A 21,422-nucleotide genomic window follows, 5' to 3' on the forward strand; every position below is an offset into this window, starting at 1 on the left:
ATTTTCATTGAGTATAAGTGACCGTTTAGGAACAGATTTAGTCTTTCTAGGGACAGTAGAAATCTGAGGACAAATAAGGGATATAATGGAGTCAGAAAAAATCAATCTCCAAAAAGGAGAAAAGAAAGGATTTTTATGATGAAAAAATATCTTTATTCTAGTTTGTTAGTTCTTGCAGGAGGCGTTCTCCTAGCAAATACTACGGTAGCCTATGCTGATTCCCCATCAGCAAGTGAGAAAGAAGCGATTGCTCAATTAGTTAATCAAGGCAAGATAAAAGCTGAAGAAGCTGATCAAGTAAAATTGATTGGTTTTGAAGATAAAGAAACCCAAGCAGAGGGAAATCAAGAGAAGAAAGCTTTCAATCAATATCGTGATCCGAAAGGAACATGGATGCAAACCAATGGTAAATGGTGGTTTAAATACGGTTCAGGTGGGTATGCTAAAAATTGGGAACAATTAGATGGCAAGTGGTACTATTTTGATGACCAAGGATGGATGAAAGAAAATACTTGGATTCAACCTGATGGTAATTATTACTACTTATCTGCTAGTGGTGCTATGGTCACTGGTTATCAACGTGTGAATGGTACACCATACTTCTTTAGAGCCAGTGGTGTATGGGTAGAAAATCGTGGACAGGCACTTGGTGAATACGCAGAGACATTTGTAGGAAAAATCCCATATGTTTGGGGTGGGGCAGATTTGAATAGTGGCGTAGATTGCTCAGGATTTACGATGGCTATTCATGCTAAGTTTGATATTAGTATTCCTAGAGTAACCTATGGTCAAGCAACAGGAGGAAGCTATATAAGTAATGGTTCTCAACAAGCTGGAGATTTGATTTTGTATAATAGTGAAGAGACAAATGACCATGTAGGTATTTATGTTGGTGGTGGAAAGGTAGTTCATGCTCCATATCCAGGTCAATATGTTTCTTATATGAATCAATACGGTATTACTCAAAATACAATTCGTAGATATTGGTAATATTGTCTAATTTTTCACAATATTATTGACTTTGACAATGAAAAGTATTAGAATATAGCTAAATAAAGAGGGGAAGCCCTCTTATAGCTATTCAATAAAGGAGGAAATGGCTATGAAAAAATCTAAACTACTTACACTTGGTTTGCTTGCAGGTGCTGGTCTACTTTTGTCTATCAACCAAGCACAGGCTGCAGATACTTGGGTTAAAAATGGTGCTGACTGGAATCTTTCACAAGATGGCAGTCTAGCTAAGGATAAATGGGTACAAAATGCTGGGTCATGGTATCACTTCGACATCACTGGTAAAATGCAGACAGGTTGGCTCAAAGACGGTAACACTTGGTATTCGCTCGCAGATAGTGGCGCTATGCGTACTGGCTGGTACAAGGAAGGTAGCACATGGTACTCACTAGCAGATAGTGGCGCCATGCGTACTGGCTGGTACAAGGAAGGTAGCACATGGTACTCACTAGCAGATAGTGGCGCCATGCGTACAGGTTGGTACAAAGAAGGGTCTACATGGTACTATCTTCATTTTAGTGGTTCTATGATGACAGGTTGGGAGTTCATAGATGGTAAATGGTCTTACTTTGAAAAATCAGGTGCTATGGTTGCAGATAGAGCTGTTCTAGCCAGTGATGGGGAAAGTTATGTCATTGGTAAGGATGGCTATCTAGCAAATAGAAAAGATGCTGGATACAGTATTCATGATATTGTCAAACTTGGAGATGGGCAAGAATATTTGCTAAATGCTAAAGGTGACGATGTTATTATTGAAAAAAATGCTTGGTATATCAGACCAGAGTTCAAGAAGTTTTCTAATAAATATGGAGATGAGGTTGCAAATACTACCTTAGCTTTAGTGGATAATAAAGAAGAAGGACAAGAAATTGATCCTAAGGCAGTTTTACAGAACTTCCAAAACTTACCAAATCGCTACTACTTTGATGAAAATGGACATCGTGTGATTAATATCCCAGCAATGACAACCTATTCAGAGATTAAAAAAGTTGGCAATGATGTCTATTTAGAAAATCCAGGTGCACGACTTCGTCTTGGAGCTACCCACTTTACAATCAATAACAATAAACTATACTATTTAGAAAATGAGCAAGGTAAGCTCAAAACAGGTTACTTTGTATTGATTGATGATGGTATGGCTACAACCCACTATCACATCCTAGCCTATGCGGATCAATCTGGTGAAATTCTTAAGATGAAACGCTTGCCATCAGGAGTTTCAGATTATCTGGATAAAGAAATCGATGGTTTATATGGTGAAAAAATTAAAATTGAATCTCCACACTCAAACGAATATTATAAAGTGGTTGTGGTTAAATAAAAATAACATTTTCACAACTAATCGTTAACGCTCTAACCAATATACCATTTTCAGGAGGCTTTAGATTTCTTGTATTTTAAAAGGAAACTAAAGCCTTTTGTAGATGGAGCAGGGGATAGAGTTATCTATAAAATAATGAAAAGGAGTCTGTCATGGAAATGAAAAATACATTTGTAGAATTGGAACAATTTGAAGAGTTAACTCCAGAGGTTTTGGAAGAAGTGAATGGTGGAGGGATTTTTGAAGATACCGTAAAATGGTGCGATAAATTATTTAGTACGGGTAGACACTTTGCTTAAATTCACAGTATTCGTTAGAGATTAGATTTATTTATGATTATTTTAGAATTCTTAGTTTCTGTGCTATATATACTGTTGGTAGTCGTTTCAACCATGGTTCCTACTATTTATTTGGGTGCTCAAATTTCCCCAGAATTTTATAAAAAACGTTATTGGGTCCTTGTATTTTTAATTAGTTTATCTGCTCGCCAAACATTTGGAGAATTATTTCATATAGGAATCATTCTCTTCTTTTACTGTATTTTTTTACTAGTATTGCACAAGGGAAAAGGGGAAGCTTTTTTTCTTTCTCTGTATCTTTTTCTCTTCTTTCAAAGTATTCGTTATTTATTTTTGACAATTTGGATTCGTGTATTATCTGGTGAGCCTTGTTGTTTTGTAGATTCGTTTTCCACTTTATATAGATCTGTATTTGATTTATTATCAATATTTCTATGTTCTACAATTATGAAACGTTGTTCTTTGGATTTGGATTTATTCTTTTCAGATGCTTTCAAAACCCACTATTATAAGAGTTTTTTCATTATCCTACCTCTGACTGGATTTAGGATATTCTCTTCGTTTATGACCAATAGAAATAGTTCGTTCTACGTTCGTTTTGATACGACCATTTCTCTCCTGATTTTCATTCTCTTTTTCTCTTGGCTCTTTTACATCAAGCATTTGGAGCAGGTTTATCGTGATGAGCAGACCATTCAGAGACAGGAAGATGAAAATCGTTCCTTGCAAGGAATGGTGGATAAGTTGGGACATCTCTATGATGAGGTTCGAGGTTTCCGTCATGATTTTGCGGGAATTGTCGCCAGCATGGAGCCTGCCATAGCAAATCAAGACATGGCTGAGGTATCTACCATTTATCAAGATGTCTTTCTAAAGACTAATGAAAAGCTGAGGAAGGCGGATTACACGGTCTTTAATCTTCACAATATCCATGATATAGCTATTCGCAATACCTTGGCAAAAGCCATGATTGTGGCAGATAAGCAGGGAATTCATTTTAGTTTGGAGACGGTGGGGGTTGTCGAAGAGCTGGCATTGCCTATGTTGGAGGCTATCCGTATCCTCTCTATCCTCACGACAAATGCTTTAGAAGCAGCCAGTGAGGCTGAAAATCCGCAGATTCGGGTTGCTTTATTGGCAGGTGATAGGAGTGTCCGTTTTATCATTGAAAACACTCGTAAGAAAGAAGAACTGAATCCCAGTATTCTCAGTCAAAAGGGTTACTCTACCAAGGATAACCACAGTGGACTGGGCTTGGCAACCTTGGAGGACATGGTTTTTCATTATGATTTAAACTTAGATACCCAGCTAGGAGAGACGACTTTTAGACAAGATTTAGAATTGCCATTTAAGGATGAGAAACGAGGGGGAGAGGAATGAGAATTTTAGTTTTGGAAGACGATAGAGTCCAGCAAGGACGGATAGAGCAGACTTTACTAGATATCGGTCGCTCTCGCAATTTAAGATTGGAAATTGATATTGCCAAAAACTATGGGGATGTTGAAAAGTATTCTCAGTATTTTGACCATTACCAGCTCTATTTATTAGATTTAGAGATTGATGGAGAGCGTGAACGGGGCTTTCAGGTTGCTCAACAGGTTCGGGAGCGGGATCCTTTTACAAGCATTGTCTTTGTGTCCACGCACTCGGAGGCCTTACCTCTAGCTTTTCGCTACCACTTGTCTGCCTTGGATTTTATTTCCAAGGATCAGCCAGAGGCGGACTACTGTCATCAGCTGGAGCGCTGTCTGGACTATGTACTGGCAGTAGATAAGAGGGAAAATATGCGTCTCTTTACCTATAGTTTTGAGGGAAGACGGGGCTTCACTCTGCCCTACCATGAAATTTTAGCCTTTGAAACTTCAGTGGAATCCCATCGTATCAAGGTCTATTATGCCAATCATTCTATCAAGACCATTTATGGCAGTCTCAAGGATATCGCTGCCAAGGCTGAAAAAGATTACTTTGTCTATGCCAATCGCAATACGTTAGTCAGTTTACAGGCTATTGAAGAGATGACTGCCACAGAAGTGACCTTGTTAGAAGGCTTGCATTTCCCCGTATCACGAACAGCCAGAAGAACCCTTAAAAAATATCTTAATGTCTAATATCTGTTAGATTTGAATGAGTTTATCAATAAGAATATCGGAAAATTTTCTGATATTCTTATTTTTTGACTTCTTTTTCGAATAGATAAGTAAGAGGAAAAGAAAAGGAGTTTGCTTCATGTATCTACCGATTTTCTATTCATGGTATATTAAATTATTTTTCAAATAAAATTTAATTTAGTTGTTTATTTTTGAATTGTTTTTCGAATAGATAAGTAAGAGGAAAAGGAGAGGAGCCTAGTTCATGTATCTACCAATTTTTTATCCGTGGTTTACTAAATTATTTTTCAAATAAATTTAATTTCGTTGTACACTTTCGACTTCTTTTTCGAATAGATAAGTAAGAGGAAAAAGAAAGGAGCCTGGTTTATGTATCTACCGATTTTCTATTCATGGTACATTAAATTATTTTTTAAATAAAATTTAATTTAGTTGTACATTTTCGAATTATTTTTCGAATAAATAAGTAAGAGGAAAACGAAAGGAATAAAATAATGAAAGAACATTATTACGGATTTGTTGAGCTAACTTCGGAAGAATTGACCGATATTCAAGGTGGAGAAAATTGGACGAAGACCCTTGTAGATTGGTACATTGGATTTCGTAGAGGTTTTGGTTTTTAGGAGGATAAGAGATGAATGAAATGAATGATAAGTATACTATTGAAGTATTAAAGGAAAGCGACTTAGCCTTGCTGGTGGGTGGTAGTGAGGCAAGTTACCAACATGGTTTAATGGTGGGGTTCATTTTACGTCGTGCGTTATTTGGATTCTAAGATAATATTTAGAGAGTGAAGCTTACCTACAACAATGAACAGAATATATGAAAAAGGAAATACAAATAACTACCTTTTTCAATTGTTAAGAATCAAAAAAGGAGAATAAGATGGAACAAATTAAAAATATGGAAAATAATTTTCATGTAATGAGTCATGAGGAATTGGCCGATGTAGAAGGAGGCTTGCTATTTGGTCTGGTAGTAGTTGGAGGAGTCGCAATTGCAGGAACATTTTTATTGGGTGCGGTAGATGGTGCTTCAGGAGCACATGCTAAGCGTCGTGGACGTTAACAGGGAAGGAAGAGCGCTGATGGAACGCATAATAGAAAGTTGGATTACTAGGGTAGAGAATTTTTACAGTTTGCAGTCAATTCCTGTGAAAGTATTCATTTTCATAGTTGGAGTAGTTGGGATTTATGCTTTAGGGACATTACTTTTAGGACCGGTTTATTGGGCGGGGCAGAAGTTTGGCGAAACAATTTACAATTATTTGTTTCAATAAAAAATTATAGATAAAGAGGAACAGACATAATGAATATGATAAAAATTGAAGAAAAATTTACAAGTCTTACAGAAAAAGATTTGGCAACAGTAGAGGGTGGTCGAGTGTCATGGAGAGGTAATATTAACATCGATGTCCACAAAGTGATTGATAGTACGGGAAGATTTTTCGGTGGTATCTATAATGCTGGTAGATCATTTGGGCGAAATGTTTACAATGCATTTTATTAATATAGTTTATTAAAATGAATATCATATATTATATTTTTGAATTCGTTTTCGAATAGATAAATAAGAGGAATACAGGGAATGATTATTTCAGTAATTCAAGATTTGGATGAAACAATTTAATAAACACTGCTATACCAAACTTGTCAAGTTTGCAACAAGACAAGCATTAAAATAAAAAAGGAGGCATTCGTTATGAATACAAAAACGATGTCACAATTTGAAATTATGGATACTGAGATACTTGCTTGCCTTGAAGGTGGCGGATGCAATTGGGGAGATTTTGCCAAAGCAGGTGTTGGAGGAGGAGCAGCACGAGGTCTTCAGCTAGGAATTAAAACAGGAACATGGCAAGGTGCAGCAACTGGTGCTGCGGGAGGAGCTATATTTGGAGGTGTGGCCTATGCAGCGACATGTTGGTGGTAATTATGGATTTTAAAAGTTTTATTATTGGTTTAGTAGTTGGTATATTTGGTCCCTATATGGATGATCTAATTAGAAAAAAATTTTTAAAGTCTTCGGAGAAGAAAACAGAAAAATTTGTCAAAAAATAATCAAAACGATAAATGATGAATCTGATTCAAAATTATCTTGCACATGTAAAGAGGACCATCTCTCCTCTTATCAGGTAAATAGGAATCTTGCAGTAGCGAATCAAAAAAGGAGTAACTATGAATCGTAATTTAGAACGGTGTTATCTATTCTGACTATGAATAGATCATACCAGAGGTGGCTTATAAATAGCGGGGACATTAGAAATTGAAGTAACTTTAAATAGGATGTCGTAAATGTTGCTATCAATGATTTATTTGTCCCAAGCTTGCCTAGGGTGTCAGTAAAAAATCAATTTCCTTTCAAAATAGCATATTTTTAGTAGGTAGGACGTTTGTTCTGCCTATTTTTTGCTAAAAAGTGCAGTTGAAGTGTCTATTTGCATCATTTGGAGTTTTACATGTATTTTTGATAAAAAATAGGTATAGAAATTAGGAAAGTTGAAGAAAAGGAATGAAGGAGGTCTTAGTTTGTGATTTTTTACATACTTTTAAGGCTTGATGAACCAGTTTGAACTAATATATAATTGCTAGAAATTGAATACACTACTCCTTGAGGGCATTTTGCCCTTTTTTATATTTTACAATAAGTGTAAAAGGAGAGTTTTTATGCGTTACGGTTATGTTCGAGTATCTACAAGAGAACAAAATATTGATAGGCAATTTTCAGCATTGGTAGAAAACAAATTATCAAAAGAGAATATTTTTATTGATTACGTTTCAGGAAAAGATTTTGACAGAATGGAATATCAAAAATTATTAACTACCTTGAAAGAAAATGATGAATTGGTTATTAAATCAATTGATAGGTTGGGAAGAAACTATGATGAAATTTTAGAACAATGGCAAGCAATTACTAAGAAAAAGAAAGTAAATATAACTGTTTTAGATTTCCCCTTATTAAATACAAAGAATAGCAATGATAATATCACAGGAAAACTAATCTCCGATATCGTTTTACAAGTCCTATCTTATGTGGCACAGTTTGAAAGAGAACAAATCAAACAAAGACAAATGGAAGGAATACGGGAAGCACAGAAAAAAGGGAAGAAATTCGGCAGACCAAAATTGGTTGTTCCGAATAATCTCCCTGATGTGATAGCTCAATATAAGAAAAAAGAAATAATCTTACGAGAAGGTGCAGACATCTTAGGAGTATCAAAAAGCACCTTTCACAATTGGATAAAAAATTCATAGTTCTTGTCAAAAAACCTAGGATTTTTTGGACAGAAAATACAGTCTATTTTAGAAGCGTTTTCGTTAGAAAAAAGGTTCTAAAATCCAGCATTTTGACCAATTATTATTACACTTCCATTTTATCAAGTTTGTCCAAAAAAGTCTAGATTTTAGGACAAACTGATTATTTTACAATAAATAAAAATAGGGGGACACGAAATGGACACCAAAGCTAAAAAGTTCACACTTGCAACGATTTCAGCTCTATCACTTCTTGGGGTAGGAATTGTTACATCACAATCAGTAGTTGCTAATGATAGGCTGGTTTCCACTCAAGCAATCAAAGGTCAATCCTACAATATCTTAAACTCTGAGGTCACTAGTACTTCTTCTGGTACTACTCTAGTTGGGATTGAAGGGACTTTCTTAACGCCAGATAAACAGGCTATCTTAGATCGTATCAATGCTATTCGAAAAGAGGCAGCAGATGAAGGTCTAGTTACTAGCTATGTTCCGATCAAATGGTCAACTGAACTAGAAAAAACAGCCTTCGTTCGGGCAGCAGAAGCTTCTGTAACTAGGCATCATAAACGTTTATCTAATAAAGATATTTGGAGTGCCTGGCCTTCAGGGAATTTTTCACTAGCCGAAAACTTAGCTTGGAACTATGATGGATTTATGACAGCTATTAATCAATGGTATGACGAAAAAGCAGATTACGTCAAATCTCGTAGTGGGGCAAGTGTATCTGGTCAAACTGGACACTACGAATCCTTAATCAATTCAGAATTGACCTATATGGGTTTGGCAGCCTTTGAAAACCCTGTCACTCAAAATGGATGGATTACCGTTGCACAAAGTTTCGGAACATCATCTGGTGGCTCTGAAGAATTAGCTGGTGGTTATGGAAAGGCCATTCAATATACAGAAGCAAATTCTTCTCAGATTCAAACATTTGCGACTAAGGCGAATCTTTTTGACAAAGACTTGAAGGCAATCGGAACTCATACCAGTAAGAAAACAAAACAAGGTAAGTCTAACGGGACTAATAAACCAGGTTTCTTTTTTCAAATGCAAGATATTGGTAGGGGTATGGGTTTTTGGCGACAATCTGGTTCTCGTTGGTGGTTTATGCAACTTGATGGGTCTTACCCTTACAATCAGTGGGCAAAATTAGATAATATCTGGTATCACTTCGATAGTTCAGGTTGGATGCAAACTGGCTGGATAAAAGACAACGGCACGTGGTACTATCTCGACGGTTCAGGTGCTATGAAGACTGGTTGGTTCAAGGATAACGGTAGTTGGTATTATCTTGATAGCTCAGGTGCTATGAAAACAGGCTGGATGAAGGTATCTGGGAAATGGTACTATGCCTATAGCTCTGGTGCCCTAGCAATCAATACGACTACACCAGACGGCTATCGCGTCAATTACAATGGAGAATGGGTATAGGATAAGATTATAAAAAATAGATAAAAAGAAAAGGAATACAAAAATTATGAAAAAAATCGTTTTAACGACTACAGCAGTTTTATCACTCCTAGCAACAGGAGCTACAATTTCAAGTGTCAATGCAGCAAGTGGCGTCCCGATGGTCAAGTTCTGGTCTCCTGCAGCTAATGCTTATGTTGAAGAACCTGCTCCTGGGTATCGTGATACAGATTTAGTCGCAACAGATGTGACGCTTGTAGAAAAAAGAAAAGCACAACTTGGAGCATTTTCTGATGGTGAATTTACAACGGTTGATTGGGTAGATAATGCTTATAGACAAGAATTCTCTAAGCAATTTGCAAGTTTTGAATCCAACGGCATTGCTACATTCAACGGTAAAACAATTGTCTTTAAAGCAACAGACTATGGTATCTATACCATGAAGTTTGAATTAAATGGTACTCTCTATAAGTTAACTGCTGATGTCAGAGAAAATCTAGGAAAAGGAGGTCCTTTTTACACTTATGTAACCAAACTAGAAGTCTTATCAAATAATCAAGCAAATACTATCTCGAATACGAGTACTGAAAAACAAATAGAAGCAACAATTACAAAGGTTGAAATTCATCATTTTGGATTTAATTTTGAAGGTGTACTCTCAGAGCCACTACAACACGGAGGAGATAATGCAGCTAGAGGAAATGTTACTCTAATTGATAAGGCTACCGGAAAGATTGTGTACCAACATAATAATGATGTCATCTTTAGTGGTCTAACTAATGACGTCAACGACCAATTTCTTTTGCCTTTAATTTATAGTAATAAATTTAAAGGGGATGTTTTCGATATCAGACAGTTTCCTGCCGGAACATACATCTTGGAGATGTCTGGAGAAGCTGGCTCTCCGCACGATCACTCAGTTGATAATAGAAAACGTGTCTTTAAAGTTAGAAAAGAGGTGACTATCGGAAATCCTTCAACAAATTCAAATACTAACACCACAACTCAATCAGGTTCGAATTCATCTAGCTCGTCAACTTCTACAAGTTCGTCATCTGGAAACTATTCTAACACGGATACAACCATGACGACCCATCAGTCTAAATCTACTTGGATGTATTCGAATGGTCGCTGGTGGTATAAACACGAAGATGGCACTTATACAACTAATGACTGGGAAAAAATCAATGGTGTTTGGTATCGTTTTGATAACTCTGGTTGGATGCAAACTGGCTGGGTAAAAGACAACGGCACGTGGTACTATCTCGACGGCTCAGGTGCGATGAAGACAGGTTGGGTCAAAGATAACGGTAGCTGGTACTACCTTCAAGATTCAGGAGCTATGAAAACAGGCTGGATGAAAGTATCTGGCAAATGGTACTATGCCTATAGCTCTGGTGCACTCGCAATCAATACAACTACACCTGACGGTTATCGTGTCAGTTACAACGGTGAGTGGGTATAAAAACAATTTCAAATTGTAAGATTAAACATATGAAAAAATTATTTCTATTCAGTATTAGTATATTAGCTATCTCTATTTTAACGGCTTGCCAACATCAGAGTGAAAACACTTCTGCAACAAGTTCTGAAGCAATTGCTTCAAGTACTAGTTCAACTTTTTCTACATCGGAAGAGAAGAAACCTGATTACACCCTATATAATCCTGTTCTTAAAGAATATGCCAAAGTATTAGATGGTTCGTCAACTTCACATACAGAGATCAATTCAAAAGCAAACTTAAAAAACACTTATCCTAAAGAATATTCTGGATTACAGTATAGCTTGTATGATTTAGACCAAGACGGTACGGACGAACTTTTGATTGCCCTAAAAATGGATTCTAACTATTACGATTTATTAGATATTCGAACTCTTAAAAATGGTGAAGTTATTCGACTGACCAATGCAGAAAACAATCTGGACTTTATTGGAGAGCGAGTACATTTTAATCCTTTAGAAAATGGTTATTTTCAATTATCTACCCGAGTATCTACTAATCAAATCCAACTTAAACTATACAAGTTGAATCAGGATGGAACACTGTTAGAACTAGTCATTGAATCAGATACAGAAGAGGGACTGGGGACAAAACCACCTTCCCTTGACATAAGATCTTTCTTTTGGAAATCTGTCACAAGTCTCATAAATGGAGAAACAAGCCTTCCGTCAGAAAGTAAAGGGATGGATATTACTGCAATTCAAAATGGAGATTTTTCTAGTGTCGCAGGCACTTGGAGGAATCGTACAGGTATTGAATTCACCTTTGACAAAAATGGTTTAGTAAGTGATCATTCCAAGATTTCAATTGAACATGCTAAGGAAATTGACCACTATCTCAAGGCAAGTTCTGTTTCTAAAGATGGAGGTGCTGGTGCAGCTATTGCCTTTTTACCAGCAGGAATCCCTATAACCATGTCTGTCACCTCTTCTTCAGATAATGGCTATACTGACTCGTCTGATATTACACAAGACCGCTTATGGTTTGGACACCAACTTATCAATGGTAGTACCGAGGGATTTTTTTACAAGGTAGAATAGTTTTAATAGACTTACAAATTTATCAATAAGAATGTCGGAAAATTTTCTGATATTCTTATTTTTTTGACTTCCTTTTCGAATAGATAAGTAAGAGGAAAAAGAAAGGAGTTTGCTTTATGTATCTGCCAATTTTCTATTCATGGTTCATTAAATTATTTTTTAAATAAAATTTAATTTAGTTGTACATTTTTGAAATTTTTTTCGAATAGATAAGTGAGAAGAAAAAGAAAGGAATAAAATAATGAAAGAACATTATTACGGATTTGTTGAGCTAACTTCGGAAGAATTGACCGATATTCAAGGTGGAGAAAGTTGGGTGAAGACCCTTGCAGATTGGTACATTGGATTTCGTAGAGGTTTTGGTTTTTAGGAGGATAAGAGATGAATGAAATGAATGATAAGTATACTATTGAAGTATTAAAGGAGAGCGACTTAGCTTTGCTGGTGGGTGGTAGCAAGGAAAGTTATCAACGGGGTCTAATTACAGGTCTATTGTTACGCGGTATATTTATTGGAACCCCATTTTTTAGAAGATAAGATTTAGAAAAAATAGAACAAGAGGAGAAAAAAGATGACAAATTTTGACAAAATGGAACAGAACTTTGTAGCTCTTACAGAAGAAGAGTTGATGGATGTGGATGGGGGAGCATTGCCTCTTGTAATCGCCGGAGTGTCTATCTGGAAGATAGGTGCAGCAGTAGCAGGTGGAGCAGCAGCGCTTTTTGCTGGAGGAGCAGCTTTGGGGTATTATGCGAATAGACCATAATCTGATTGTAGTCAGAGAGGCATTTCTATGTTTTTAAAAAAAGAAGTGATATTATTAGGGGTATTGTTATCGCTACGTATTATTTTTACTATCGTTCAAATTTTAATTGATTATAAAATATTATCTGGACAGTATAGTATAAATTTTATGGATATTTCAGAAGTATTTACTTATCCAATACTCATTTTAATCATTTACATAGCAATAAAATATAATACAAAGGAGTAATGACGAATATGAACTTAGAACAATTTTATCAATTATCTGACGATGAATTAGTGGGAACAAAAGGTGGTTTTGGTCTTGCGGAAGCAGTTGGGATTGCAGGAGTACTGAATGCTGCTGTACAAATTTTTAATGCTGGTTACAAATTTGGTTCAGATTTGGCTCGTCGTGGGCGTTAGATAATGAATAATCGCAACCTTAATCTCAATACATTGTTACCTAAACTAGCCACTATATTTCCTTTGTTGGGAATAATTCTTAATGTCGCGCTTCATGTGATTCGTACAGGTTCGTTAGTATACTTTAATTGGCAATGGACTTTGGTTGGTTTGCTTTTCTCAGCATATTTTGGTATTTTTCGCAAAGATTTGTCAAAAAATAATCCAAACTATAAATGAAGAACATGAATCAAAAGGATTTTGTGTATATGAATGGTAGCGTTTTTCCGCCATTCTTGTCAGGTAAATAGGAGCTTTCTATGAAAACATTTTTATTAGGCTTTACTGAGGGTTATTTTACCGTATCGCTCATAATCTACATCGCAACGTATTTGATTTTGAGAAATCCAATCAATACCCTATTTTATCCAGAAATTTACCCTGTTTTATTTGGGCTCTTTTATCTAGGATATAAGGTCAATAAAAAGCGAGTAGAGTAAACAGTTAAGAATGACTTGTTAGTCTGCGCTAAAATGGCTAGGCTAGAATCTAGGAATGCATCACATTGGAGTTTAATATGAAATTTATTAAATCAATACTGAAAGTTTGGCCTGAAATTATGGTATTACTTAGTTCAATGTCTTATATCATCATCAGATTAGTAGCTGACATGAATAAAGTATCTTTACTTACTTGGTTTGATAGTTTCAATATACCAACGATTGCATTATTTATGATGGTCTTCATTCTTTTATACAGAAGTAAAGAAAAAAAGAATGGATAAATTTGAGGTAGTAGACGCTCTATAGGGAATAGGTGTCTTATAGTAACGAATCAAAAAAAGGAGTAACTATGAATCGTAATTTAGAACGGTGTTATCTATTCTGACTAGGAATAGATTATACCAGAGGTGGCTTAGAAATAGCAGGGACATTAAAAATTGAAGTAACTTTAAATAGGATGTCGTAAAGGTTACTATCAATGATTTATTTGTCCCAAGCTTGCCTAGGGTGTCAGAAAAAAATCATTTTCCTTTCAATAGCATATTTTTAGTAGGTAGGACGTTTGTTCTGCCTATTTTTTGCCAAAAAAGTGTATTTGAGCTGTTTATTTGGAGTTTTACATGTATTTTTTGATAAAATTTGATAAAATAGGTATAGAAATTAGGAGAGTTGAAGAAAAGAAATGAAGAAGGTTTTAAGATATTTTTTAGTATTTGTTTTTCTATTTTTGATGAATATTTTCATCTTTAAGATACTAGCAACTCTGGGATTTCAGCTGACAATGAGTGAAAAGAGTTATATTGTACCACCGCTGTTTTCGATTATCGTTTTGTACATGATTGACAAAAGAATTAGGAAGAAAAAGAAATCTTTGTAATCAACTTAAGGAGTATTACTATGGATGAGTTGAAACGTGAAATTGGTTATAAAATCAAAACTATTAGGCGATCTTGTGGAAAAACTCAGATAGATATTTGTGGTGATGAATCAGAGTTGACGATTCGTCAGCTAGCACGTATTGAAAATGGGCAAGCTTTAGCAACACTTCCTAAATTATTATTGATTGCGGATAAACTTGGAGTATCATTACAGAATATTGTGGATGTTAAGGTTATAGAGATTCCAAAAGGATTCCTAAAACTCAAAGATGAGCTGATTCATTCTCAAACCTACGCTGATAAGGGAAGAATCGAACGAAAAGAAGCTATACTTGAGGAAATATATGAAAACTATTATGAGAATTTGCCTGAGGAAGAGCAGTTAATTGTGGATGTGACACAAGCTCGTTTTGATATTTATGGTAGTTCAGATGTGACCTACGGTTTAGGGTTAGTGGAAGAATATTTCCAGCAGTTATTAAAAAAGAAATATTTTTCTGTAAATGATTTGTTGATTATTGAATTGTATTTCTTTTGTTGTGCTATGGGATTAGAAGATAAAGAACATTTTGAGGAGTTAGCTCAAAAAGTATTGCTATGTTCAGAATATGAAGATAAGGCTAGCCTAGCTCAGATGGAAAAAGTTCTTCTGAGCCTATTTATCCAAATTCAGACAGAAGATAGTCTGATATATATTCAAACATTTGAGAAAATTATTGCTAAAACAAGACATGTTTTTTACCGACCTCATCTATTTTTGCTAAAGGCAAAATATGCTTTATTTGTAGACAAGAATATTTTAGAGGCAGAAAGTTTCTATGAAAAGGCAATTTCTCTAGCAGAATTGCTAGATGATCAGATATTAGTTCAGAGAATCTTAGAAGAAAAACAAATAGATTTCCCAACAACCTGACTTCTAAGTCATGTTGTTTTTTTCATGTTTTTGTTATATTAAACCTATAAAGAAAACGCTCTCAAAAAGAAAGGAGGTTTATTATGGTTGGAACGTTATTTGTCCCTTTAAGTATAAGAGTTTGGTTCTATCTATAATATCAGGTAGAGATTAATGGAATAAAGTATTCTTATATTGGATTAAAGGAATGTTTTAATAGGTTTCCTACATTAGTATAGAGGATGAAACTCAATTTTCAATGATATAAAAGAGTGATTTGGAGATTGTGAGGGTTGAGTATGTTTATTTATGATGTAGGAAGTGTAAACTAAAAAGGAGGTAGTAATCGTATAAAAGTTAAATAGACATTATCTTTTATTGAGTCTTAGTGATATAAAAGTAATTTGATAATCTAGGAAAATGTAGTAGTAATTTATTTATTATAGATATGTTAATAAAAGTAGTATAAAATATAGACGAACATTTGAAGAGAGTTAGGAATACAACATGTGCGAATTAACTCTCAATAAAACATACATAATATACAAAAGGAGTACACTAAAATGAAATCTAAAAGAATGGAATTTCATAATAAATTTCTCATTGTTTCAGCAATGTTAGCAGTCATTAGTTGGTTAAGCTTAGGTGTTGTTTCTTTTCCTATGTTGGCTGGGACATTAGGAATTTCGACAAAAGCTGCTGCTACTGTAGTCAATTTGATTAGTGCTTATAGTACAGTTACAGCAGTAATTTCAATTGTAGGTGCAATCACAGGAGTAGGTTCTATTGGTTCGGGTATTGCAGCAACAGTTCTTTATATATTGAAAAAGAAGGGTGCTGCTAAAGCAGCTCTATGGTAGAACTAGATGAAAATACTTTCTAAAAAAGAATGTGAAAGTATTTTAGGTTATCTTAATTTTATTGGGATAACCCTTTTGTTTTTTGTTATCATAAGTTTGTCAATCTATTTTAAAAGCTATCTTCCTTTTCAAGGGAAATTATTTTTACTTTTTTTGGTAGTAGATTACGCTACTTTGAATCGTTATAATATGAAACTGCCTATCCAAAGTAAAAAAATAAATACTTTCTATATAAGGAAAAACTATATTTTTCTCTATCTTCTTGCCATTGTCAAGAAATATTATTCTTTCCAAATTTTACAATCATTCATTTATTTATTTATTTTGTATTTTCTAGATATTATTGGATATTTTTATTTATACATTACTCTTTGTTTGATAGTTATTCAAATTATTTCTTTAATTCTACCTAGTTTGTTTTCAATTATAAGTAAATTGTTCTTATTTTTATCTATAGGACTATTGTCTATAGAACAAGGACAAGTTGTAATTTATGTCATACTACTCAATTATTTTATTTTAGTTATGGGGATATTAGATAATCACGCGAGTAATTTCTATTTTAAAAGCAGTCGAATGAGCCAAAAAAGATTTCGTAGCAGTCTATTTATATTGCTTCGTTTTTGTTGGTTAAATAAAGGGTTAACTTTTTCTTTTATTTTGATTAGTATTCTTCTTTCCTATCTATTTTGGTATATGATGACGATGTTATCAATTGATGGTACAAAAATACCAATATTGTTTCTTTATACCTCAATATATATCACATTAATGGAGGCAATAATAGGGAATCATAAATCCTCAATTGGGGTAGATCTAGCTTTACTTCAATTATCTGCTCTTAATCATTCTAAAATGAATTTCTTTTTTAAGAATGCACAACTAATGATGTTGACGCATTTAATCTCTTTCTTACAATTTTCATTGTTGTTATGTTTGATTCCGGTGACAAGTTATAGTAATGATATAAAAAGTATTTTGTTGAATTTGTTATTGATTCCATTCAATTATTTTATAGCCTATGTCTATTATAAGAAAGCTCTATTTTTAATTAAAGGTACAGTTAGTTTATTGAGATGGAGTTTTCTGGTTTTATATTGTTTTCTGATATTATTTGTAACTTTAGTAGGGGGCATTAGATGAGAAAAAGTGGTTTTCTGATTTACTATGTGTTATTTTGTACGGTCTGTTTTTCACTAGGTTTACTTTTAAGCTTTATATTAAAAAGTGAGACTTTTGCTACTATACCTCCGAAACTGGAATTACAATTTACATTGACAGTTTTACAGGCAAATTCTACAAATTTTTTGCTATATCTATTCTGTTTTCCGATTTCGCCCTTATTGCAACTTTTTGATTTGCTATCTTTAGGAATACAATTGGGTATATCTGGTCAGATGATTGGAATAGTAGCTACAATAAAAGGAATATTACCTCATGGTCTTATTGAAATACCGAATTTTATTTGGTATCAAGGTATGAGTCAGTATCTTTTATACCGATTATTGAAGGATAGGGGAATTGAAAATATACTTATTTATATAAAAAGTAATTTAAAATGGTATATCATTTCTTATATTTTATTAATTTTAGCAGCGTTGATAGAGGGAATTAAATTATGAAAATTGAAAATGAATCTAAAAGTTATGATAAATGTATACTGAAAAATATATCACTAGAGATTGATAAGGGAATTTACAGAGTTGAAGGAGAGAATGGTTCAGGAAAGAGCACCCTTCTACAACTTTTAGCTGGGCTAGAGACTTTTGATAGTGGTTTAAAGAATTGTGTCTCCAAAGATGTACTATACCTTGATACCAATCAGCTTGGGGTTATTCCATTTACTATAGAAGAAAATTTGCAGTTGTTGTGTGATTCTTTTCAAATCCATCTATCATTTGAGGATAAAGAACAAATTAATACTTTTTTTGATAATAAAATCGGAGATAACTATATGACAGCATCTACTGGAACAAAATTCAAATTAGGCTTATCCTTAATTTTTGCTAAAAATTGGGATTATATTTTTATTGATGAGACCTTATCAACAGTGGATGCAAGAAGTATTGATATGATTGCTAAACGTTTAATTTCCATGAAAGAAAGCTCTACTATTATATATGTATCTCATAATTTATTGAATCAAGAATTGATTAGCAAATCTCAAAGGATTTTAATAGAGGAAGGACGGGTTTATGAAATTTCAAACAAATAATAGTTTATACAAATTAATGAATCTGATTATTTATCTTTTTCTTTTATATTTGTTTATTGATTTACTGATGAAGTCGGGAATTTTAGATGAACAAATTGATAAATTATCTGAACTATCTAATCTTTTTACAATTAAAATAGAAACAATATTGACAGTGATTTCTGTTGTTTTCACATTTATAGCAACTCTTATTGAATATGGATTTTCTCTCTTTCTGATTACATTATTTTTTGATAAGGATAAGAGGAACTTTGGAGATATTCTTTTATCTAAAAATATAACCTTAAGTTTTAGCATTTTACTTTGTTACTTATTTAATCCATCGGATATAAAGTTTGCTTATTTCAGCATATTGACAGTATTACTAATTGGGATAACAAATTATGCGAGATTTAAAAATTTAAGATTGACAGTAGTATTTTCTGTACCATTTTTATTTAATGCTATAGTGTCTATTATAAATAGTTTTTAGAAATACTAAAATTTCTTTTCTTTACTTAATAATGACACGAAATCATTTCGGTTTTATTAACTTGGAATTCTTATATTTTCTAGGTAGAACGTTTGTTCTGCCTATTTTCTTTATCCAAAAAGTGCAGTTGGGAGGGAGATAGGCGCATTTGGGGAGGAAGTCCAGTTTTTGTTTGAGGATTGGGGTAAGATAGTTGTTATCAGATGAGTTTATACTCTTCGAAAATCAAATTCAAACCACGTCAACGTCGCCTTGCCGTATATATGTGACTGACTTCGTCAGTCCTATCTACAACCTCAAAACNNGATTTTCATTGAGTATTAGGAAAAAGGAGATGAAGATGAAATTTGGGAAACGTCACTATCGTCCGCAGGTGGATCAGATGGACTGCGGTGTAGCTTCATTAGCTATGGTTTTTGGCTACTATGGTAGTTATTATTCTTTGGCTCACTTGCGAGAATTGGCTAAGACGACTATGGATGGGACGACGGCTTTGGGCTTGGTCAAGGTGGCAGAGGAAATTGGTTTTGAGACGCGAGCAATTAAGGCGGATATGACGCTCTTTGACTTGCCAGATTTGACTTTTCCTTTTGTTGCCCATGTTCTTAAGGAAGGAAAATTGCTCCACTACTATGTGGTGACTGGGCAGGATAAGGATAGCATTCATATTGCCGATCCAGATCCTGGGGTGAAATTGACCAAACTGCCACGTGAGCGTTTTGCGGAAGAATGGACAGGAGTGACTCTTTTTATGGCACCTAGTCCAGACTACAAGCCTCATAAGGAACAAAAGAATGGTCTGCTCTCTTTTATCCCTATATTAGTGAAGCAGCGTGGCTTGATTGCCAATATCGTTTTGGCAACACTCTTGGTAACCTTGATTAACATTGTGGGTTCTTATTATATGCAGTCTATCATTGATACCTATGTGCCAGATCAGATGCGTTCGACGCTTGGGATTATTTCTATTGGGCTGGTTATCGTCTATATTCTCCAGCAGATTTTGTCTTACGCTCAGGAGTATCTCTTACTTGTTTTGGGGCAACGCTTGTCGATTGATGTGATTTTGTCCTATATCAAGCATGTTTTTCACCTGCCTATGTCCTTTTTTGCGACACGTCGGACAGGGGAAATCGTGTCTCGTTTCACGGATGCTAATAGTATCATCGATGCGCTGGCTTCGACCATTCTTTCGATTTTCCTAGATGTGTCAACAGTTGTCATTATTTCTCTTGTTTTATTTTCACAAAATACCAATCTCTTTTTCATGACTTTATTGGCACTTCCTATCTACACAGTGATTATCTTTGCCTTTATGAAGCCGTTTGAAAAGATGAATCGGGACACCATGGAAGCCAATGCGGTTCTGTCTTCTTCTATCATTGAGGACATCAACGGTATTGAGACTATCAAGTCCTTGACTAGTGAAAGTTCACGTTATCAAAAGATTGACAAGGAATTTGTGGATTATCTGAAGAAATCCTTTACCTATAGTCGGGCAGAGAGTCAGCAAAAGGCTCTGAAAAAAGTTGGCCATCTCTTGCTCAATGTCGGCATTCTCTGGATGGGGGCTGTTCTGGTCATGGATGGCAAGATGAGTTTGGGGCAGTTGATTACCTATAATACCTTGCTGGTTTACTTTACCAATCCTTTGGAAAATATCATCAATCTGCAAACCAAGCTTCAGACAGCACAGGTTGCCAATAACCGTCTGAATGAGGTCTATCTGGTAGCCTCGGAGTTTGAGGAGAAGAAAACGGTTGAGGATTTGAGTTTGATGAAGGGAGAGATGACTTTCAAGCAGGTTTACTATAAGTATGGCTATGGTCGAGATGTCTTGTCGGATATCAATTTGACTATTCCGCAGGGTTCTAAGGTGGCTTTTGTGGGGATTTCGGGGTCAGGTAAGACGACCTTGGCTAAGATGATGGTTAATTTTTACGACCCAAGTCAGGGAGAGATTAGTCTGGGTGGTGTCAATCTCAATCAGATTGATAAAAAAGCCCTGCGCCAGTACATCAACTATCTGCCTCAACAGCCCTATGTCTTTAACGGAACGATTTTGGAGAATCTTCTCCTTGGAGCCAAGGAGGGGACGACTCAAGAGGATATCTTACGGGCGGTGGAATTGGCAGAGATTCGGGAGGATATCGAGCGCATGCCACTGAATTACCAGACAGAATTGACTTCGGATGGGGCAGGGATTTCAGGTGGTCAACGGCAGAGAATCGCTCTGGCGCGTGCTCTCTTGACAGATGCACCTGTCTTGATTTTGGATGAGGCGACCAGCAGTTTGGATATTTTGACAGAGAAGCGGATCGTAGATAATCTCATGGCTTTAGACAAGACCTTGATTTTCATCGCCCACCGCTTGACCATTGCAGAGCGGACAGAGAAGGTTGTTGTCTTGGATCAGGGCAAGATTGTTGAAGAAGGAAAGCATGCTGATTTGCTTGCACAGGGTGGCTTTTACGCCCATTTGGTCAATAGCTAGAAAGAGGAGAGG

The 21,422-nt window shown here is 35.0% G+C and carries 33 protein-coding genes; 32 read left to right on the forward strand and 1 reads right to left on the reverse strand.

What is annotated here, in order from left to right:
• Positions 1-135 precede the first annotated feature (135 nt).
• The 3 genes from HT688_RS05680 to HT688_RS05690 all read left to right on the forward strand — a co-directional run bounded on the left by HT688_RS05680 (position 136) and on the right by HT688_RS05690 (position 2,631).
• Positions 136-990, forward strand: coding sequence for a C40 family peptidase (locus HT688_RS05680; RefSeq protein ID WP_023935480.1), 855 nt, complete (start codon positions 136-138; stop codon positions 988-990).
• A 112-nt stretch (positions 991-1,102) separates the two neighbouring features.
• Entirely contained in the window at positions 1,103-2,332 is a 1,230-nt protein-coding gene (locus HT688_RS05685; RefSeq protein WP_031243362.1) for a PspC-like choline-binding domain-containing protein, read from the forward strand.
• Between the two features lie 152 nt (positions 2,333-2,484).
• Entirely contained in the window at positions 2,485-2,631 is a 147-nt protein-coding gene (locus HT688_RS05690) for a smi_0057.1 family bacteriocin-like peptide (RefSeq protein WP_000425303.1), read from the forward strand.
• A gap of 323 nt (positions 2,632-2,954) precedes the next feature.
• Here HT688_RS05690 and HT688_RS11725 read toward each other — a convergent pair whose 3' ends face one another.
• Positions 2,955-3,128, reverse strand: a complete 174-nt coding sequence (locus tag HT688_RS11725; RefSeq protein ID WP_171042144.1) for a hypothetical protein — start codon at positions 3,126-3,128, stop codon at positions 2,955-2,957.
• 67 nt (positions 3,129-3,195) lie between these two features.
• Here HT688_RS11725 and HT688_RS11730 point away from each other — a divergent pair, with 67 nt between their 5' ends.
• The 29 genes from HT688_RS11730 (at position 3,196) to comA (ending at position 21,410) form a co-directional block, all read left to right on the forward strand.
• A complete protein-coding gene (locus HT688_RS11730; RefSeq protein ID WP_240148164.1) occupies positions 3,196-4,011 on the forward strand; it encodes a GHKL domain-containing protein in 816 nt (271 codons plus the stop codon).
• Positions 4,008-4,739 (forward strand): response regulator transcription factor, encoded by a 732-nt coding sequence (locus HT688_RS05700; protein WP_001221866.1) that lies wholly within the window; start codon positions 4,008-4,010, stop codon positions 4,737-4,739. Before HT688_RS11730 ends, HT688_RS05700 begins: the two co-directional genes overlap by 4 nt.
• Before the next feature lie 494 nt (positions 4,740-5,233).
• On the forward strand, positions 5,234-5,362 hold the full coding sequence (locus HT688_RS05705; RefSeq protein WP_000658221.1) for a smi_0059.1 family bacteriocin-like peptide: 129 nt from the start codon (positions 5,234-5,236) through the stop codon (positions 5,360-5,362).
• Positions 5,363-5,373: 11 nt separating this feature from the next.
• The gene (locus tag HT688_RS05710) at positions 5,374-5,514 is read left to right on the forward strand and encodes a hypothetical protein (protein ID WP_001004581.1); all 141 of its coding nucleotides are present in this window, start codon (positions 5,374-5,376) and stop codon (positions 5,512-5,514) included.
• A gap of 110 nt (positions 5,515-5,624) precedes the next feature.
• Complete coding sequence (locus HT688_RS05715; RefSeq protein WP_000435077.1) at positions 5,625-5,807, forward strand: class IIb bacteriocin, lactobin A/cerein 7B family; 183 nt, start codon at positions 5,625-5,627, stop codon at positions 5,805-5,807.
• A 19-nt stretch (positions 5,808-5,826) separates the two neighbouring features.
• Positions 5,827-6,018 carry a hypothetical protein gene (locus HT688_RS05720; protein WP_000439598.1) on the forward strand — a complete coding sequence of 64 codons (192 nt, stop codon included), beginning with the start codon at positions 5,827-5,829 and terminating at the stop codon, positions 6,016-6,018.
• Between the two features lie 29 nt (positions 6,019-6,047).
• Positions 6,048-6,248 (forward strand): SPPN_00645 family bacteriocin-like peptide, encoded by a 201-nt coding sequence (locus HT688_RS05725; protein ID WP_001055966.1) that lies wholly within the window; start codon positions 6,048-6,050, stop codon positions 6,246-6,248.
• A 192-nt stretch (positions 6,249-6,440) separates the two neighbouring features.
• Positions 6,441-6,671, forward strand: a complete 231-nt coding sequence (blpU, locus tag HT688_RS05730) for a bacteriocin-like peptide BlpU (RefSeq protein WP_001093485.1) — start codon at positions 6,441-6,443, stop codon at positions 6,669-6,671.
• Between the two features lie 2 nt (positions 6,672-6,673).
• Positions 6,674-6,799: a PncF family bacteriocin immunity protein gene (locus tag HT688_RS12150; RefSeq protein WP_007284823.1), complete on the forward strand. Its 126-nt coding sequence runs from the start codon at positions 6,674-6,676 to the stop codon at positions 6,797-6,799.
• 606 nt (positions 6,800-7,405) lie between these two features.
• Positions 7,406-7,993 (forward strand): recombinase family protein, encoded by a 588-nt coding sequence (locus HT688_RS05735; protein ID WP_023932901.1) that lies wholly within the window; start codon positions 7,406-7,408, stop codon positions 7,991-7,993.
• A gap of 198 nt (positions 7,994-8,191) precedes the next feature.
• The gene (locus tag HT688_RS12010; RefSeq protein WP_023935473.1) at positions 8,192-9,427 is read left to right on the forward strand and encodes an N-acetylmuramoyl-L-alanine amidase family protein; all 1,236 of its coding nucleotides are present in this window, start codon (positions 8,192-8,194) and stop codon (positions 9,425-9,427) included.
• Between the two features lie 46 nt (positions 9,428-9,473).
• Positions 9,474-10,871 (forward strand): N-acetylmuramoyl-L-alanine amidase family protein, encoded by a 1,398-nt coding sequence (locus tag HT688_RS05745; RefSeq protein ID WP_000725077.1) that lies wholly within the window; start codon positions 9,474-9,476, stop codon positions 10,869-10,871.
• A 29-nt stretch (positions 10,872-10,900) separates the two neighbouring features.
• Positions 10,901-11,947, forward strand: a complete 1,047-nt coding sequence (locus HT688_RS05750) for a DUF6287 domain-containing protein (protein ID WP_000732623.1) — start codon at positions 10,901-10,903, stop codon at positions 11,945-11,947.
• Between the two features lie 241 nt (positions 11,948-12,188).
• Entirely contained in the window at positions 12,189-12,317 is a 129-nt protein-coding gene (locus tag HT688_RS05755; protein WP_000658224.1) for a smi_0059.1 family bacteriocin-like peptide, read from the forward strand.
• Between the two features lie 11 nt (positions 12,318-12,328).
• Positions 12,329-12,484 carry a hypothetical protein gene (locus HT688_RS05760; protein WP_001004584.1) on the forward strand — a complete coding sequence of 52 codons (156 nt, stop codon included), beginning with the start codon at positions 12,329-12,331 and terminating at the stop codon, positions 12,482-12,484.
• A gap of 34 nt (positions 12,485-12,518) precedes the next feature.
• Entirely contained in the window at positions 12,519-12,713 is a 195-nt protein-coding gene (locus HT688_RS05765) for a class IIb bacteriocin, lactobin A/cerein 7B family (RefSeq protein WP_000180815.1), read from the forward strand.
• Between the two features lie 27 nt (positions 12,714-12,740).
• Positions 12,741-12,941 carry a hypothetical protein gene (locus tag HT688_RS05770; protein WP_000478865.1) on the forward strand — a complete coding sequence of 67 codons (201 nt, stop codon included), beginning with the start codon at positions 12,741-12,743 and terminating at the stop codon, positions 12,939-12,941.
• A gap of 8 nt (positions 12,942-12,949) precedes the next feature.
• Positions 12,950-13,117: a class IIb bacteriocin, lactobin A/cerein 7B family gene (locus tag HT688_RS05775; RefSeq protein ID WP_001047583.1), complete on the forward strand. Its 168-nt coding sequence runs from the start codon at positions 12,950-12,952 to the stop codon at positions 13,115-13,117.
• Between the two features lie 3 nt (positions 13,118-13,120).
• Entirely contained in the window at positions 13,121-13,336 is a 216-nt protein-coding gene (locus tag HT688_RS11745) for a bacteriocin immunity protein (protein ID WP_078149558.1), read from the forward strand.
• A gap of 80 nt (positions 13,337-13,416) precedes the next feature.
• Complete coding sequence (locus tag HT688_RS05780; RefSeq protein WP_000846995.1) at positions 13,417-13,596, forward strand: hypothetical protein; 180 nt, start codon at positions 13,417-13,419, stop codon at positions 13,594-13,596.
• 77 nt (positions 13,597-13,673) lie between these two features.
• Positions 13,674-13,880, forward strand: coding sequence for a hypothetical protein (locus HT688_RS05785; protein WP_023938646.1), 207 nt, complete (start codon positions 13,674-13,676; stop codon positions 13,878-13,880).
• A 401-nt stretch (positions 13,881-14,281) separates the two neighbouring features.
• Positions 14,282-14,476 carry a hypothetical protein gene (locus HT688_RS11750; RefSeq protein WP_000757185.1) on the forward strand — a complete coding sequence of 65 codons (195 nt, stop codon included), beginning with the start codon at positions 14,282-14,284 and terminating at the stop codon, positions 14,474-14,476.
• Between the two features lie 20 nt (positions 14,477-14,496).
• Positions 14,497-15,390, forward strand: a complete 894-nt coding sequence (locus HT688_RS05790; RefSeq protein ID WP_000343887.1) for a helix-turn-helix domain-containing protein — start codon at positions 14,497-14,499, stop codon at positions 15,388-15,390.
• Between the two features lie 542 nt (positions 15,391-15,932).
• Complete coding sequence (locus HT688_RS05795) at positions 15,933-16,229, forward strand: uberolysin/carnocyclin family circular bacteriocin (protein ID WP_000837726.1); 297 nt, start codon at positions 15,933-15,935, stop codon at positions 16,227-16,229.
• A 6-nt stretch (positions 16,230-16,235) separates the two neighbouring features.
• On the forward strand, positions 16,236-17,372 hold the full coding sequence (locus tag HT688_RS05800; protein WP_000698831.1) for a hypothetical protein: 1,137 nt from the start codon (positions 16,236-16,238) through the stop codon (positions 17,370-17,372).
• Positions 17,369-17,851 carry a stage II sporulation protein M gene (locus HT688_RS05805; protein ID WP_001232096.1) on the forward strand — a complete coding sequence of 161 codons (483 nt, stop codon included), beginning with the start codon at positions 17,369-17,371 and terminating at the stop codon, positions 17,849-17,851. The genes HT688_RS05800 and HT688_RS05805 overlap by 4 nt, the downstream gene beginning before the upstream one ends.
• A complete protein-coding gene (locus HT688_RS05810) occupies positions 17,848-18,444 on the forward strand; it encodes an ATP-binding cassette domain-containing protein (protein ID WP_000687786.1) in 597 nt (198 codons plus the stop codon). The genes HT688_RS05805 and HT688_RS05810 overlap by 4 nt, the downstream gene beginning before the upstream one ends.
• The gene (locus tag HT688_RS05815; protein WP_000671988.1) at positions 18,425-18,916 is read left to right on the forward strand and encodes a hypothetical protein; all 492 of its coding nucleotides are present in this window, start codon (positions 18,425-18,427) and stop codon (positions 18,914-18,916) included. Before HT688_RS05810 ends, HT688_RS05815 begins: the two co-directional genes overlap by 20 nt.
• Before the next feature lie 340 nt (positions 18,917-19,256).
• Positions 19,257-21,410 (forward strand): peptide cleavage/export ABC transporter ComA, encoded by a 2,154-nt coding sequence (gene comA / locus HT688_RS05820; RefSeq protein WP_023938645.1) that lies wholly within the window; start codon positions 19,257-19,259, stop codon positions 21,408-21,410.
• Positions 21,411-21,422 lie beyond the last annotated feature (12 nt).

The sequence above is a fragment of the Streptococcus sp. 1559 genome (genome assembly GCF_013276735.1).
GTDB lineage: Bacteria > Bacillota > Bacilli > Lactobacillales > Streptococcaceae > Streptococcus > Streptococcus pseudopneumoniae.

Coding starts and splice junctions, on each gene's coding strand:
- HT688_RS05680 (WP_023935480.1), top strand. CDS start 136: ATGATGAAAAAATATCTTTATTCTAGTTTGTTAGTTCTTGCAGGAGGC.
- HT688_RS05685 (WP_031243362.1), top strand. CDS start 1,103: ATGAAAAAATCTAAACTACTTACACTTGGTTTGCTTGCAGGTGCTGGT.
- HT688_RS05690 (WP_000425303.1), top strand. CDS start 2,485: ATGGAAATGAAAAATACATTTGTAGAATTGGAACAATTTGAAGAGTTA.
- HT688_RS11730 (WP_240148164.1), top strand. CDS start 3,196: ATGACCAATAGAAATAGTTCGTTCTACGTTCGTTTTGATACGACCATT.
- HT688_RS05700 (WP_001221866.1), top strand. CDS start 4,008: ATGAGAATTTTAGTTTTGGAAGACGATAGAGTCCAGCAAGGACGGATA.
- HT688_RS05705 (WP_000658221.1), top strand. CDS start 5,234: ATGAAAGAACATTATTACGGATTTGTTGAGCTAACTTCGGAAGAATTG.
- HT688_RS05710 (WP_001004581.1), top strand. CDS start 5,374: ATGAATGAAATGAATGATAAGTATACTATTGAAGTATTAAAGGAAAGC.
- HT688_RS05715 (WP_000435077.1), top strand. CDS start 5,625: ATGGAACAAATTAAAAATATGGAAAATAATTTTCATGTAATGAGTCAT.
- HT688_RS05720 (WP_000439598.1), top strand. CDS start 5,827: ATGGAACGCATAATAGAAAGTTGGATTACTAGGGTAGAGAATTTTTAC.
- HT688_RS05725 (WP_001055966.1), top strand. CDS start 6,048: ATGAATATGATAAAAATTGAAGAAAAATTTACAAGTCTTACAGAAAAA.
- blpU (WP_001093485.1), top strand. CDS start 6,441: ATGAATACAAAAACGATGTCACAATTTGAAATTATGGATACTGAGATA.
- HT688_RS12150 (WP_007284823.1), top strand. CDS start 6,674: ATGGATTTTAAAAGTTTTATTATTGGTTTAGTAGTTGGTATATTTGGT.
- HT688_RS05735 (WP_023932901.1), top strand. CDS start 7,406: ATGCGTTACGGTTATGTTCGAGTATCTACAAGAGAACAAAATATTGAT.
- HT688_RS12010 (WP_023935473.1), top strand. CDS start 8,192: ATGGACACCAAAGCTAAAAAGTTCACACTTGCAACGATTTCAGCTCTA.
- HT688_RS05745 (WP_000725077.1), top strand. CDS start 9,474: ATGAAAAAAATCGTTTTAACGACTACAGCAGTTTTATCACTCCTAGCA.
- HT688_RS05750 (WP_000732623.1), top strand. CDS start 10,901: ATGAAAAAATTATTTCTATTCAGTATTAGTATATTAGCTATCTCTATT.
- HT688_RS05755 (WP_000658224.1), top strand. CDS start 12,189: ATGAAAGAACATTATTACGGATTTGTTGAGCTAACTTCGGAAGAATTG.
- HT688_RS05760 (WP_001004584.1), top strand. CDS start 12,329: ATGAATGAAATGAATGATAAGTATACTATTGAAGTATTAAAGGAGAGC.
- HT688_RS05765 (WP_000180815.1), top strand. CDS start 12,519: ATGACAAATTTTGACAAAATGGAACAGAACTTTGTAGCTCTTACAGAA.
- HT688_RS05770 (WP_000478865.1), top strand. CDS start 12,741: ATGTTTTTAAAAAAAGAAGTGATATTATTAGGGGTATTGTTATCGCTA.
- HT688_RS05775 (WP_001047583.1), top strand. CDS start 12,950: ATGAACTTAGAACAATTTTATCAATTATCTGACGATGAATTAGTGGGA.
- HT688_RS11745 (WP_078149558.1), top strand. CDS start 13,121: ATGAATAATCGCAACCTTAATCTCAATACATTGTTACCTAAACTAGCC.
- HT688_RS05780 (WP_000846995.1), top strand. CDS start 13,417: ATGAAAACATTTTTATTAGGCTTTACTGAGGGTTATTTTACCGTATCG.
- HT688_RS05785 (WP_023938646.1), top strand. CDS start 13,674: ATGAAATTTATTAAATCAATACTGAAAGTTTGGCCTGAAATTATGGTA.
- HT688_RS11750 (WP_000757185.1), top strand. CDS start 14,282: ATGAAGAAGGTTTTAAGATATTTTTTAGTATTTGTTTTTCTATTTTTG.
- HT688_RS05790 (WP_000343887.1), top strand. CDS start 14,497: ATGGATGAGTTGAAACGTGAAATTGGTTATAAAATCAAAACTATTAGG.
- HT688_RS05795 (WP_000837726.1), top strand. CDS start 15,933: ATGAAATCTAAAAGAATGGAATTTCATAATAAATTTCTCATTGTTTCA.
- HT688_RS05800 (WP_000698831.1), top strand. CDS start 16,236: ATGAAAATACTTTCTAAAAAAGAATGTGAAAGTATTTTAGGTTATCTT.
- HT688_RS05805 (WP_001232096.1), top strand. CDS start 17,369: ATGAGAAAAAGTGGTTTTCTGATTTACTATGTGTTATTTTGTACGGTC.
- HT688_RS05810 (WP_000687786.1), top strand. CDS start 17,848: ATGAAAATTGAAAATGAATCTAAAAGTTATGATAAATGTATACTGAAA.
- HT688_RS05815 (WP_000671988.1), top strand. CDS start 18,425: ATGAAATTTCAAACAAATAATAGTTTATACAAATTAATGAATCTGATT.
- comA (WP_023938645.1), top strand. CDS start 19,257: ATGAAATTTGGGAAACGTCACTATCGTCCGCAGGTGGATCAGATGGAC.